This is a genomic window from Hyphobacterium sp. (genome assembly GCF_965229905.1).
Lineage (GTDB): Bacteria > Pseudomonadota > Alphaproteobacteria > Caulobacterales > Maricaulaceae > Hyphobacterium.
The window spans coordinates 73,550-87,652 of record NZ_OZ245930.1; the positions used below are offsets into that span (position 1 = coordinate 73,550).

Annotated in this window: 10 protein-coding genes; 6 read left to right on the forward strand and 4 right to left on the reverse strand. The window is 60.9% G+C overall.

Features of this window, described 5'->3' with window-relative positions:
• Positions 1-2 precede the first annotated feature (2 nt).
• A complete protein-coding gene (mfd, locus tag ACO08C_RS00465) occupies positions 3-3,479 on the forward strand; it encodes a transcription-repair coupling factor (RefSeq protein ID WP_421786554.1) in 3,477 nt (1,158 codons plus the stop codon).
• Here mfd and ACO08C_RS00470 read toward each other — a convergent pair.
• Complete coding sequence (locus tag ACO08C_RS00470) at positions 3,476-4,771, reverse strand: hypothetical protein (RefSeq protein WP_421786556.1); 1,296 nt, start codon at positions 4,769-4,771, stop codon at positions 3,476-3,478. The two genes, mfd and ACO08C_RS00470, sit on opposite strands and share 4 nt — an antisense overlap.
• Positions 4,772-5,038: 267 nt before the next feature.
• On the opposite strand from ACO08C_RS00470, the gene ACO08C_RS00475 reads away from it, so the two are divergent.
• The 5 genes from ACO08C_RS00475 (at position 5,039) to ACO08C_RS00495 (ending at position 11,634) form a co-directional block, all read left to right on the forward strand.
• On the forward strand, positions 5,039-5,947 hold the full coding sequence (locus tag ACO08C_RS00475; protein WP_421786558.1) for a YihY/virulence factor BrkB family protein: 909 nt from the start codon (positions 5,039-5,041) through the stop codon (positions 5,945-5,947).
• A gap of 59 nt (positions 5,948-6,006) precedes the next feature.
• Entirely contained in the window at positions 6,007-6,708 is a 702-nt protein-coding gene (locus ACO08C_RS00480; protein ID WP_421786560.1) for a CoA transferase subunit A, read from the forward strand.
• 2 nt (positions 6,709-6,710) lie between these two features.
• Positions 6,711-7,358, forward strand: coding sequence for a CoA transferase subunit B (locus ACO08C_RS00485; protein WP_421786562.1), 648 nt, complete (start codon positions 6,711-6,713; stop codon positions 7,356-7,358).
• A gap of 104 nt (positions 7,359-7,462) precedes the next feature.
• Entirely contained in the window at positions 7,463-10,546 is a 3,084-nt protein-coding gene (locus tag ACO08C_RS00490) for an efflux RND transporter permease subunit (RefSeq protein WP_421786564.1), read from the forward strand.
• A 5-nt stretch (positions 10,547-10,551) separates the two neighbouring features.
• Entirely contained in the window at positions 10,552-11,634 is a 1,083-nt protein-coding gene (locus ACO08C_RS00495) for an efflux RND transporter periplasmic adaptor subunit (RefSeq protein ID WP_421786566.1), read from the forward strand.
• On the opposite strand, the gene ACO08C_RS00500 is transcribed toward ACO08C_RS00495, so the two are convergent.
• The 3 genes from ACO08C_RS00500 to ACO08C_RS00510 are packed head-to-tail and all read right to left on the reverse strand — an operon-like array spanning position 11,631 to position 14,098.
• Positions 11,631-13,013 carry an L-serine ammonia-lyase gene (locus tag ACO08C_RS00500; RefSeq protein ID WP_421786568.1) on the reverse strand — a complete coding sequence of 461 codons (1,383 nt, stop codon included), beginning with the start codon at positions 13,011-13,013 and terminating at the stop codon, positions 11,631-11,633. The two genes, ACO08C_RS00495 and ACO08C_RS00500, sit on opposite strands and share 4 nt — an antisense overlap.
• Before the next feature lie 2 nt (positions 13,014-13,015).
• Entirely contained in the window at positions 13,016-13,282 is a 267-nt protein-coding gene (locus ACO08C_RS00505; RefSeq protein ID WP_421786570.1) for an Lrp/AsnC ligand binding domain-containing protein, read from the reverse strand.
• 54 nt (positions 13,283-13,336) lie between these two features.
• Positions 13,337-14,098 carry an SDR family NAD(P)-dependent oxidoreductase gene (locus ACO08C_RS00510; protein ID WP_421786571.1) on the reverse strand — a complete coding sequence of 254 codons (762 nt, stop codon included), beginning with the start codon at positions 14,096-14,098 and terminating at the stop codon, positions 13,337-13,339.
• Positions 14,099-14,103: the final 5 nt, after the last annotated feature.

Sequence of the window (14,103 nt, forward strand, 5' to 3'; positions counted from 1 at the left end):
TCATGGATTGGATAGAGCCGATAGCAACGTCGCCGGGCGGGCTGACGGTCGGCGGTGCGCCCGAAGGCTATGACGCTTCGGTGCTCGCCGAGGCGCTGCGCCGTCGTGGCGGCTCGGCCCTGTTTGTGGCGCGCGACGACTCACGTGCCGCGGCTTTCGAGACGGCGTGGCAGTTTTTTGCGCCCGATCTGCCGTGTGTTCGCCTGCCGGCTTGGGATTGTCAGCCTTATGATCGGGTATCGCCGAGCCCGCGGGTGGCGGCACGGAGAGCGGCAACATTGTCCTGGTTGGCCAATCGGAAAAGCCGGAATGATGGCGCCTTCCTGATCCTAGCGACGATCAATTCGGTGACGCAAAAATGCGCGCCGCAAGAGGTGATGGCGGCGCGCGGGTTCGCGGCGCGCCCCGGCGAGATCATCGATCTGGAGAAACTCAAAGCCTATCTCACTGGCAATGGATATGCGCGTACGACGACCGTGCGCGAGCCGGGTGATTTTGCCATCCGTGGCGGGGTGATTGACGCCTATCCGCCTGAGATGGAGGAGCCAGTCCGGCTCGACCTGTTCGGTGATACGCTGGAATCGATCCGCGCCTTCGATCCGGACAGCCAGCGATCAACGCGGCAGCTGAAAGAGATTTCCTTCTCACCGGTCAGCGAGATTTTCATCGATGACGACAGCATCTCGCGATTCCGCGCGGGCTATGTCGCGGCTTTCGGGGCGATTACGGACGACGATCCGATTTATGAGGGCGTGAGTTCCGGTATCAAGCCGCAGGGCGCCGAGCATTGGTTGCCGCTGTTTCACGACACGCTGGAAACGCCCTTCAGCTATCTCGATGATGGCGCGCTTATTGCGATTGATCATCTTGCCTCTGACGCGCTGGAGCAACGCCAGGCGCTGATCGACGATTATTTTGACGCGCGAAAGAGTGCCGCTGGCACGACCAGCGGCGGGATCAAATCTCCGACCTATCGCGCTCTGCAGCCGGAAGCGCTCTACGTCCAACCCGACACTTTCAATGCGCTGGTCGCGTCGTTCGATGTGCGCCGCTTCACGCCTTTTAGCGAACCGGGCGCTGTCGATGCCGGCGGGCGGCAGGGCCGGACATTCGCCGCAGAACGTGCCGCAGAAGGCGTCAATGTGTTCGATGCGGCGTCGGCCTTCATTCAGGAAAAGCTGGACGCCGGCAAGCTGGTCGTAATTGCGTCATGGACGGATGGGGCTTCAGACCGGATGGGCAGCGTGCTCGCGGATCACGGGCTGGCGGCGCCCGAGGTTCTGGCGGACTGGCGCCAGTTGAGCCAGATCGCATCGAAGCGGGCGCTACGCACGGTGCTGCCGCTTGAGCACGGTTTCGAGACACAGAAGATCGTGATGCTCTCCGAGCAGGACGTGCTCGGGGACCGGTTGTCTCGGCCGCGGCGCAAGAAAGGCGCCGAGGTTATCATGGAAGCCGGCTCGCTGACGGCGGGCGATCTCGTCGTTCATAGCGATCACGGTTTGGGCCGCTATATCGGATTGAAAACGCTCGATGTTCACGAAGCGCCACATGATTGCCTCGAGATCGAGTATTCGGGCGGTTCGAAACTCTACCTGCCCGTGGAAAATATTGAGCTGCTCTCGCGATATGGAAATGAGAGCGAGGGTGTCCAACTCGACAAGTTGGGCGGTGTTGCCTGGCAAGCACGCAAGGCGAAAGCGAAAAAGCGCCTGCGCGACATGGCGGAACAGCTGATCCGCATCGCGGCACAACGAAATGCGCGGACAGCCGATGTGATTGCGCCGCCGAGCGGGTCCTATGACGAATTCTGTGCGGCCTTCCCCTATGTCGAGACGGACGATCAATTGTCAGCGATCGGGGATGTGTTCGCGGACCTGGCCAGCGGCCGGCCGATGGACCGGCTGATCTGCGGCGATGTCGGTTTCGGCAAGACGGAGGTGGCGCTGCGTGCCGCCTTCATATCGGCCATGGAGGGGCGTCAGGTGGCGGTCGTCGCGCCGACCACGCTGCTCGCGCGTCAGCATTTCAAGACCTTCTCCGACCGTTTCCGGAACTGGCCGATCAAAGTTCGTCATCTGTCGCGTCTTGTGCCGCCGAAAGACGCTGCCGCGACGCGCAAGGAATTGGCTGAGGGCAAGGCAGAGATCGTGGTCGGAACTCATGCCCTTTTGTCGGATTCGGTGAAGTTCTCCGATCTCGGCCTGCTGATCGTCGACGAGGAGCAGCATTTCGGCGTGAAGCACAAGGAGCGGCTCAAGGAACTGCGCGCCGACGTGCATGTCCTCACGCTGACCGCGACACCAATCCCACGCACATTGCAGCTGGCGCTGACCGGAATTCGCGATCTGTCGATCATCGCAACGCCGCCGATCGACCGGCTGGCGGTGCGTACTTATGTCTCTCCGTTTGACCCGATAACCGTGCGCGAAGCGCTGCTGCGCGAGAAATATCGCGGCGGGCTGAGCTATTTCGTGGCGCCGCGCATTTCCGATCTCGAGAAGATGGCGGAATTTCTGCGCGAGCAGGTGCCGGAAGTTTCCTTTGTGGTGGCGCACGGACAGATGGCCCCGACACGGCTGGAAGACATCATGACGGCTTTCTATGAAGGCAGGTATGATGTGCTGGTGTCGACGTCGATCGTTGAGTCCGGGCTCGACATTCCCACCGCCAACACGCTGATCATCCATCGTGCCGACAGTTTCGGCCTGTCCCAGCTATATCAGCTTCGTGGTCGGGTGGGGCGCTCAAAGACGCGTGCCTATGCCTATCTGACGACGGCGCCGCAGAAACAGATCACGGCGCAAGCCGAGCGCCGGCTGCAGGTGCTGCACTCGCTCGACACGCTTGGTGCCGGATTCACTCTTGCCAGCCACGATCTCGATATTCGCGGCGGTGGAAATCTTCTCGGCGAGGAACAATCTGGCCATATCCGCGATGTGGGTGTCGAGCTTTATCAGTCCATGCTCGAAGAAGCGGTCGCCTCGCTAAAGCATGAGGGCGCCGAGGATGATCGCGATTGGTCGCCAGCGATCAACGCCGGAGCGGCCGTGCTTATCCCAGAAAGCTATGTTGCCGATCTCGATCTGCGGCTGCAGCTTTATCGCAGGGTGTCGGGCCTGGCCAACAAGGCGGAGCGCGAAGCCTTCGCTTCCGAACTGATCGACCGCTTCGGACCGTTGCCCGACGAGGTCGAACACCTCATGCAGGTGATGGCCGTGAAGACGCTGTGCAAGGTCGCCGGCGTTCAAAAAATCGATGCGGGGCCGAAAGGCGCGACGATCCAGTTCCGGCATGACGAGTTTGCCAATCCGGCGGGGCTGGTCGAGCTGATCACGCGTAATCCGCAGGAATTCAGAGTTCGTCCAGACCAGAAACTGTTTGTCGCCGGCGATTGGCCGACAGCGCCGCAGCGTTTGAAGGGCATGGAGCGGGCACTAGCGCGGCTCGCAGACCTGACCCGCCTCCAGGCCGCCTAAATCGCTTCCATGCGATTGACATTCAGGAGTTTCATGCCGCGTTCGACAAGCGCTTCCGAGGTTTCCTCGCCAGCGGCTTCGAGGGCGACACAATTCACGTTCAACCGGAAGGGATGAAGCGGGTCGTCGCTGTCGAAGGCCGTGCATTCCGCAACTGCCGAGATGCGTTCGGCCACGCAAAGCGCACCTTCGCGGTTGGTGTAGGGCAGGATGGCGGCGAACAGGTTTGGGCGCAGATGCACCGGGAAATCTTCCGCCCGCAACAAATGCCGCAGCATGGATGCGAATTGTTGCTGGGCGGAGTTGAAACGCTCCCAACTCACGCCGCTCTCCGGAGGGTCCATGGCCATCAATACGAGGCTGGCGGGTTTACGATTGCGGTTCGCCGCGGTCAGCAGATCCTGAAGATGGGCCAAGGCGAATTTCGGTTTGTAGAGGCCGAATTCAGTGTCGATCGTAGCCCTCGCCCTGCAGTTTTCGAGCACAGCCTTGGCCGCTCGCCGCCGGCGTCTTTCCTCGGCGAGACGAAGGACGCGGGCACTGATTTCACCCGGTGAAGATTCGGCAGGCAGGATATCGGATACGCCACGGGCGAAGGCTTCATCGGCGGCTTCGAATTGGGCCGACGCGGTCAGCAAGAGCACGGGCGTATGGTAAAGCCGCGCATTGCGGCGCATGGCAGACGAGATCGTGAACGCCATGTCCTTCTTTTCGATCGCATTCAAGATCACCGCGTCGAACGGGCGTTCATGCAGGTAATCGAATGCCGAAAAGGACGAGAAAGCGGCGATCATCGTGGTGTCGTTTTTTGCCAGGGCATGCCTGACCGCCATGAAGCGAGAGGTTGCCGCGCCGACAAACAGCACTGTTGCCTGTTTGGGGCCGAGCGTGTCGTCGTCGGTTGTATGACCGAAGACTTCGGCCGCGGCTTTACGCCGGCGTGCGATGTCTTCCATGACCCACAGGCGGCGAAGCGACTGGACGCGGTTGGCAAGCTGAACCGGCGAAACGGGGCGGCGCAGCCAGCCGTCGAAACCGTCAGGCGGCGTTTCGGTTTCGGATATCAGGATAACTGGCGGCCGGCCGCGTCCGCTACCAGCATGCAAGATCGCCAGTTCTTGCGCGCGCCCGCCGTCCGAAGCCGCAATAATGACAGCGTCGACGGCCTCCCGCCCTAGCGGTCGATCGCTCGCGACGTTTTGTGCCTTGATCCGAAAGACTTCAAGATCCGCCGGTTTCAGCGACAAATCCCGATCATCGTCAACCAATGCGACGTTCAATGCCCGCGTCATGCGTCCCCCCAAGGCGCAAGCCGGCAGGTTGTCACAAAAAAGTCAGTCTGCAAACCGGTGAACAGAGCCAGCCGCGCTTGTTCATGCATCGTTCAAATCGCTTTCGCTAAACCGATCCACGAGATTAACGGACATCCTTCTTGTCCCTCGCACGTCCGTTGTCTCGGCCGGCTCGCCGGCCTGACCAATCCCAGATGCGCCAGCCTGTTTCCGCAGGCTGGCGTTTTGGTTTGAGCCGGAGCCTGTCCCGTGCTTATGACGGGAAAGATGAGAACTGTCCGAAAACGCGCCAAGCAAATTCAACCAATCGTACAGATGGTGTTGTCCTGGCCCCCATTGAATGTGCTGATCGCCGCCATCAGCCGAACCATGGCGCGAGAAGTCATGCTGTTTGCCGGTGGCGTATCCTTTTTCACTTTGCTCGCAATCTTCCCGCTGGTGGCGGTCGGTGTCGCGGTTTACGGGTTGGCCTTCGATGCGGCCGACGCCATCGCCCAGATTGACCGGCTGTCGGCGGTGCTGCCGGAAAGCGCCCGGGCCTTCGCGGAATCACAAATTTCGCCGATTGCCGAAGCGTCTAGGGCGTCATTGTCCACACAGGGGCTGATCGCGCTGGCGATTTCGCTTTTTGCGGCGTCGCGCGGTGCCAAGGCGTTGATTGCCGGGCTCAATCAGATCGGCGGTGTGGGCGATCTCCGAAACATCTTCAAGTTCAACATCTATGCGATCATGACCGTTCTGTCGGGCGGTGCCCTTCTGTTCGTTTCCAATGTCGTGGTGTTGACCATTCCGACAATCGTCCGCCCTCTGGCACGCGGGCTCGGCTTCCAGCTCACCTGGCTCAATTCCATTTTCAATGAATGGACTGCCGTGTCGCTCACCATGATTACAGCGCTCTCGCTCTTGTACCGTTACCTCATGCGCCGTGCGGGGGGCGTGGCCTGGCGGGCATCACTGCTTGGGGCGGCAATCGCCACCGCGCTCTGGCTCCTTTTGTCAGCGGGTTTCTCTTACTATACCGCTGGCTGGATCCGTCCGACCGCCTATGGCTCGATCGGGGCGTTGATTGTGTTCTTGCTCTGGATCTATTGGGGTGCGTATGCCGTGTTTTTCGGCGGTGCATTGGCCGTGGAGGTCGACAAGCGGTTGCGCGCTGAACACATCCAGGGCGGGTGACTGGTCAAACCGGTGCGAGACGATATACCTAGCGCCTCCGCCTCAATCAGGGACGAATAATGGACAAGACCTATTCCGATGCCGCGACAGCGCTGGACGGCCTGCTGTTCGACGGCATGACGATCATGGCCGGTGGATTCGGCCTGTGTGGCATACCTGAAAACGCCATCGACGCGATCCTCGGTTCCGGCGTCAAGGATCTGACGATCATTTCCAATAATTGCGGCGTGGACGGATTCGGACTGGGCAAGCTTCTCGATGCCAAGCGCATCAAGAAAATGGTGTCTTCCTATGTCGGTGAGAACAAGGAATTCGAACGCCAATTCCTGTCCGGCGAGCTGGAGCTCGAATTCAATCCGCAAGGCACATTGGCCGAGCGTATTCGGGCGGGCGGTGCCGGTATTCCCGGGTTTTATGTAAAGACGGGCGTTGGCACCGTCATCGCCGAAGGCAAGGATCACCGCGATTTCGGCGGCGAGACCTATATCATGGAAACCGGTCTGACGGCCGATCTGTCGATCGTCAAAGCCTGGAAAGCCGACACGCAGGGAAATCTAGTCTACCGGAAAACAGCACGCAATTTCAACCCGATGATGGCGACGGCAGGCAAGGTGACCTTGGCCGAAGTTGAGGAAATCGTCGAGGTCGGCACGCTCGATCCGGATGGTATCCACACGCCGGGGATATTCGTTCAACGCCTCATCAAGGGCGAATTCGAGAAACGTATCGAACAGCGCACGACGCGGGCGAGGGAGGGTTAGTCATGGCCTGGACACGCGAAGACATGGCGCGCCGCGCCGCGCAGGAGCTGGAAGACGGGTTCTACGTCAATCTCGGCATTGGGATCCCGACCCTGGTCGCGAATTTCATCGGCGAGGACATCGACGTCACACTGCAATCGGAAAATGGCATGCTCGGCATGGGGCCGTTCCCATACGAGGACGAGGTCGATCCCGATCTGATCAATGCCGGCAAGCAAACCATCACCGAATTGCGCCGGACGAGCTACTTCTCGTCAGCTGACAGTTTCGGCATGATCCGGGGCGGCCATATCGACCTGTCTATCTTGGGCGCGATGGAAGTCTCGGAAAAGGGTGATATCGCCAACTGGATGATTCCGGGCAAGATGGTGAAGGGCATGGGCGGCGCGATGGACCTCGTTGCCGGAGTCAAGCGAGTGGTGGTCATCATGGATCACACTTCGAAAGCAGGCGATCCCAAGCTTTTGAAGGAATGCACGCTGCCGCTGACCGGGACCGGCGTGGTCGATCGCATCATCACCACGCTTGGCGTTTTCGATGTAACCGATGACGGGCTTGAACTGGTCGAACTGGCGCCGGAGGTGACCGTTGATGAAGTCAAAACGAGCACTGAAGCCGCGTTTCGCCTGGGCGGCGGTTTGGCGGCCTAAGCGGACCGTTTGTCTCACAAACGCGTGAGGCGAGTGACCATAGTTTAACTAGGTCTTTTAGGCCGGACGGCGCACTTTCGCGAGGATGCGAGGGAGACGCTGCCATGCCTTTAACCCGGCTTTCGCTGAATAATCCGGCCGCGGTTTTCGTGGCGGTCGCGCTCATTGTTCTGATAGGCGCGGCTGCGCTGACTCGGCTGCCAGTGCAGCTGTTTCCCGATACGGATAGGCCGACCGTCAATATCGCCACATTCTGGCGTTCGGCCTCGCCGATCGAGATGGAATCCGAAATCATCGAGCCGCAGGAGCAGGCGCTGGCGGGCTTGCCGGGGCTCGAAGAGATGCGGGTTTTCGTGTCGGAGGGGTCGGCCTTTATCAACCTGACCTTCTCGATCGACACCGACATGACGCAGACGGCGATCGATATCTCGAACCGCCTGTCACAGGTTCCGCCGCTTCCGCGAGATGCGGTTGGACCGAATATTGGCGGCTTTGGCGGCGATGCGCAGCAAAGCCTGATCTGGTTCTTTCTGCAGGCTCTACCCGGGAATCCGAACGAGATTCACGAATATTCGACCTTCGTAAACGATGTCATCGTCCCGCGGCTGGAATCGATCCCCGGTGTGGCCAGCGTGAATATTGGCTGGGGGCTGCGGCCGGAGGAGTTGCAGGTCACGGTCGACCCGTTCCGCGCCGCGGAGCTGGGTGTGACGCTGCCGCAGATCTCTGCAGCAATCGTCAATAATTCGGATGTCTCGGGCGGCAATGCGGAAATCGGCCGCCGGTCCTATCAGATGCGCTTCGAAGGCGAGTTCGAGCCGGAAGAGCTCGATGATCTGGTTGTCGTCTGGCGGGATGGGAGCCCTGTGTATTTACGCGATGTCGCGACCGTCGAGGTCGCGTATGGCGAGCGCAACAATTTCACCTATCAGAACGGCAATCCGGCGATGGGAATCGAGGTCCGCCGGCAGGCCGGGGCGAATGTTCTCGCGGCGCTCGATGCGGTCAAAGCCGAAGTCGCCGACATCAATGAGACGCTATTGGCCGAGCGCGATCTCGTTATGGCGCCGTCATTCGATGCATCGGTCTTTATCATGCGGGCGATCAATTTGCTGCGCACCAATCTGTTGATCGGCATCGTCATGGCGGTTGCGGGGTTGTGGCTCTTCCTGCGTCGATCGCGCGCCACGCTGATCATCTCGATGACGATCCCGATCAGCTTGTTAGCGACGCTGATCGTTTTGTTCCTGTTTGGGCGGACGCTGAACGTGATCTCGCTGGCCGGTCTCGCCTTTGCGACCGGCATGGTAATGGACGCCGCGATTGTGGTGCTTGAAAACATAATCAGGCGGCGAGAGCAGGGCGAAGACCCCGACACCGCCTCGGATGAGGGCGCTAAACAAGTCTGGGGTGCGCTCCTGGCCTCGACGGCCACGACGGTGGCGATCTTCCTGCCGCTGATCTTCGTGCGCGATGTCGAGGGCCAGCTCTTCGCCGATCTGGCGATTACGATCGCGGTCGGGGTCGGTGTGTCGATGATCGTCGCCGTCACGATCCTGCCGGTCGCGGTGAAACACCTGGTTCGCGACAAGACCAAGGTGCCCGAGCAGCGCCTTATGAAGCTGATCGCCGACAAGGTGATGGCCCTGACCGATTCGCGCCGGTTGAGATATGGAATGATTGCCACGCTGATCGCCGTGCCGATCGCGCTGGCCTTCGTCTTGCGGCCGCCCATGGACTATCTGCCGCCGGTGAAGCGGGACGCGGTCGACGTTTTCTTCGCGTTTCCGCCGGGCTCAAATCTCGACTGGATCGAGCATGAAGTTGCCGCGACCGTTATCGAACGCCTGGCACCTTACATGTCGGGCGAGCAGGAACCGGCGCTGCGAAATTACTACTTTGGCACCTTTCCGGGCGGTGGCGGCGCTACGGCGGGGATTCGCGTTCAGGATCAAAGCCGGGTGCGCGAGCTTGAAGAACTCGTCCGCAATGAAATCGTCGTCGGCATTCCCGATGTTTTTGCGTTCGCGCAGCAGGGCGACCTCTTTGGCGGGTTCGCACAAGGCGGAAATGTCCAGATCAATATCCAAAGTGCGGATCCCGATGCGCGGGCCCGCGCTGCCCAGATCGGGCTTCAGATGCTGAGAGAGCGTTTCCCCGGGATCAATATCAATGCCAATCCGCCACCTCAGGCGACCCAGCCGCGGCTCACCATGTTGCCGAATGACCGCCGCATCCAGGAAGCCGGTTGGGCGCGGCGTAATGTGGCAGGCATGATCGCGATGCTGGGGGATGGCCAGTTCATCGGCGAGTATTTCGACGGCCAGTCGCGAATGAACATTATCCTCCGTTCGGAGGGATGGGATACGCCGGACGAGCTTGCTGGCCTGCCGATCGTCACGCCCTCCGGTGCCGTCGTGCCGCTCGACGATCTCGTTGAAATCCGGGAGGAGGTCGGTATCGGCAATATCCAACGGCTCGACCGCCGGCGGACGATTACGATCTTCCTCAATCAGCCGGAAGGCCAGTCACTCGAGGAAATACTCGATGTCGTCCGCGGCGAAGTCGCGCCGGCTATTCAGGCCGCGCTTCCGGTCGACGGAACGATTACATACGGTGGCAGCGCGGATAGCCTGGCCCGGGCGCAGGCCACCATGCTGATGAATATCGGCATGGCACTGGTGATCCTGTTCCTGATCCTGGCGGGAATGTTCCGTTCGATCTGGGATGCTTTCCTGGTGCTGGTATCGATACCGCTCGCCGGTATTGGCGGTGTGATCATGCTGCGCATGCTCAACCTGTTTGCCAATCAGCCGCTCGACCTTTTGACCATGATGGGCTTCTTCATCTTGCTGGGGCTGGTGATCAACAATGCGATCCTGTTGGTTGACCAGACCCGGCAGGGCGAGCGTCAGGGCCTCGATCGGCGCAGCGCTGTCGATCAGGCCCTGCGCATGCGCCTCAGGCCGATTTTCATGAGCACGATGACCAGCATTCTCGGAATGCTGCCCCTATTGCTCTTTCCGGGCGTCGGAAGCGAGATTTACCGCGGGCTGGCCGCGGCCATCGTTGGCGGCATGAGCGTCAGCCTGATCTTCACTCTTATTCTTATTCCGAGCCTCTTACGGATTGGAAAAGCCAGACAGGTGCGTCCGGTTGCGGATGCGCGTACACTGCCCGCGGAGTAGGCGAGATGCTGAAATTTGTAACATCGGGCATTCTAGCCCTATCCTTGTCGGCCAGTGCGCTGGCGATTCAGCAAGGGCCGCCGCCGGCCAATGTGCGGATCGCAACGGCGATCGAGGCCGATATGGCGCCGACCATCCAGAGCCCGGCGACGGTCCTGAGCCGGCATGACTCCGAGATCGCCGCGGAAGCTTCGGGACGCGTGGTTTTCGTTGCCGAAGCGGGCGATTTTGTCGAACAAGGCGACCCCGTCGCACGCCTTGACGATGCGCAAGCCCGATTGCAGCTTGGCGAATCCCGTGCCCGGCTGGCGCGACTGACGGCCAATGCCGACTATCAGAACTCGGAATTCGAGCGCTGGTCGCGACTGGTATCTCAAGGCACGGCGCCGGAGACCCGGCTGCGCGAGGTCGAGCTGGCACGGAATTTAGCCGTCCAGGAACAGGCGGAGGCGCGCAGTGCTGTTCAGCGGGCGCAGCTTGAACTCGGCCGGACGGAAATCCTCGCCCCGTTCAGCGGCCGGATCGTCGAAAGGCTGATCGAGGTCGGCGAGTATTCGACCCCGGGCCGAAATATTGTGCGGCTTGTCGATACGGAAAGCCTTGAAGCACGTAGCCAGGCGCCGATTTCGATCGCACCGTTCATTTCGGTCGGCGACATGGTGGAAGTCGGAGACGGCGAACAACGCGTCACTGCGCCCATCCGGGCCGTCATCCTGGTGGGTGACCGCGCGACCCGCACATTCGAGGTGCGCGTGGATCTCGAGGAATCGCCGTGGATCGCCGGGTCGGGAGTCCGCGTCTATCTGCCGCGTGCGGCGTCGGAGCATGTCATCGCGGTGCCACAGGATGCGATCGTTTTGCGCTCGGCGGGAACGCATGTCTGGACGATTGGTGATGATGATACAGCCGAACAGGTCCGCGTCGTGACGGGATCACGCAATGGCGATCTGGTGGCGGTGGAGGGGGAGATTCAGGCGGGCGCACGCGTCGTCGTTCGCGGCGCTGAAAACCTGCAGCCAGGGCAACAGGTAAATGTTTTGTCGGATACCGCATCGACCGCCACCGGCGGTGGAAACATTGCCAACTAGCAAACCGGCACGTTGATCGCGAGTCCGCCCTGCGAGGTTTCTTTGTACTTGTCGGACATGTCCTTCGCCACATCGCTCATGGTCTTGATGACCTGATCCAGCGAGACCTTGTGCTCGCCATCGCCGGACAGGGCCAGGCGAGCGGCATCAATCGCCTTAACGGCACCGATGGCATTGCGCTCGATGCAGGGGATCTGGACGAGGCCGGCCACCGGATCGCAGGTCAGGCCGAGATTATGTTCCATGCCGATTTCGGCGGCATTTTCGATCTGCCGGTTATTGCCTCCCATCGCAGCGGCCAATCCTCCCGCGGCCATCGAGCAGGCGACGCCGACTTCGCCCTGGCAGCCTGCTTCCGCTCCGGAAATTGACGCATTCTTTTTGTAGAGCGCACCGATCGCGGCAGCGGTCAGATAGAAGCGCAGAATTGCGTCGCGATCGCCAGATTTCCAGTGATGGCGGTCATAATAGCGGACCACGGCAGGGATAATGCCGGCTGCGCCATTAGTCGGCGCGGTGACGACGCGGCCGCCCGCGGCGTTCTCCTCATTCACCGCCATGGCCCAGAGATTGATCCAGTCCATCGCGGTCAGCGGATCAGCCTCGGCCTTGTCGGGATCAGTCAGGAGCGCGCGGTGAAGCCTGGGAGCGCGGCGTTTCACATTCAACCCGCCGGGCAGGATTCCGTCCTCGCGCAAGCCGCGATCGATACAGCTCTCCATCGCTTCCCATATTACCCGGACGCCAGACCGGATTTCATCCTCGGAGCGGAAATGGCATTCATTGGCCAGCATGATTTCGGGGATGGTGAGGCCGTGTTCCTCACCGATGCGCAGCAGGTCGGCGCCAGTATCGAACGGATAGGGCTCCCCTTCCTGCTCGCCGGCGGCGGAATTGCGCCCGGCCTCGGCCTCGTCGATGACGAAACCACCGCCGATCGAATACCAGATTTCTTCGCGCAGCGTGCCGCCAACGTCATCGTAGGCAATGAATTTCATGGCGTTGGAGTGGAAGGGCAGGCGGGTCGCGCCGTCGAAGACAAGATCTTCCTTGTCGTTGAAACGGATCGTTTTCTTACCGCCAGCTTTCAAGTCGCCGCTGTCGCGGATATGCGCGATCCTGCCGGCCATGATATCGGGATCAATTTCCGCGGGATCCTCACCTTCGAGTCCGAGCAAGATCGCGCTATCGGTGCCGTGACCAACGCCGGTGAAGGCCAGTGAACCGTAGAGCTCGGCCTTCAGCCGGACCAGCTTGTCGAGCCCGTGTTCAGCCTCGACGCGCTCGACAAAAGCCTTCGCGGCTTTCATCGGTCCGACCGTGTGCGAAGAGGAAGGGCCGACGCCGATTTTGAAGAGGTCAAAGACGCCGAGATGCATAACTAGCTCTCGCCGAGGCCGCGATCCGGGGTGAATGCGTTGAAACAGAGCAGGGTCTGCGTGTCCTTGATGTGCGGCAGGGTCTGGATGCGCTGGTTGACGAAGCGGCCAATATCTTCGTCCGGCTCGACCGAGAAATGGGCGAGCAGATCGAAAGCGCCCGACACGGAATGGACGTGCCGTGCTTCATCGATCTGGTCGACGATGTCACTCGCGACGTCATAGGTCTTGCCGAGCTCGCATTTGATAAAGACGTAAAACTGGCGCATCGGATATCCGCTCTTGATTGCTGGCGATGTTCTACAGGCTTTGCGGCCCGGTTCCTACATGGAATGGCCGCCATTCAGCGCAATGGCCTGCCCGTTGACGCTGCGGCTGTCGGGATGACACAGCCAGCCGGCGATTTCGGCGACTTCCTCGACTTCGAGGAGCCGGCCCTGGGGATTGCTCTTGGCCAGTTCGGCAATCGCCTGGTCTCGGGTGGCACCCGTTTTCTCGATTATGGTGCGGATGGCGCCTTCCGCCATTTCCGTGCGGACATAACCTGGGCAGATGGCATTGACTGTTGTCTGCGTTTTCGCCCATTCCGCGGCGAGCGCGCGGGTCATGCCGATGACGGCATGTTTTGAGGCGCAATAGTGCGAGATGTACGGCCCGCCCGACAGGCCGGCGATCGAGGAAATATTGATCACCCGGCCATAATCCGCAGCACGCAGATCGTCGGTCACGGCGCGGGTGCAGCGGAACACACCGGTCACATTGACGTCCTGGATCCTCAGGAATTCGTCCTCGCTCATGCGGTGGAAGGGCGCCGAGGACGCAATGCCGGCATTGTTGACGAGGATGCTCACCGGTCTGGTCTCGCGCGCCGCGGCGAAGGCCTTTCTGACGCTGTCCGGATCGGTGACATCGCACCGCTCGGCGCGGGCACGATCAATTCCGGCGGCTTTTTCCTGCAATCGTTCGAGATTGCGGCCCATCAGGACGCAGTGCGCGCCATCGGCGGCGAGGCGTTTTGCGATCGCGAGGCCGATCCCGGTTCCACCGCCTGTAATGACCGCTGTTTTGCCGTCCAGATGCGCCATGTCGA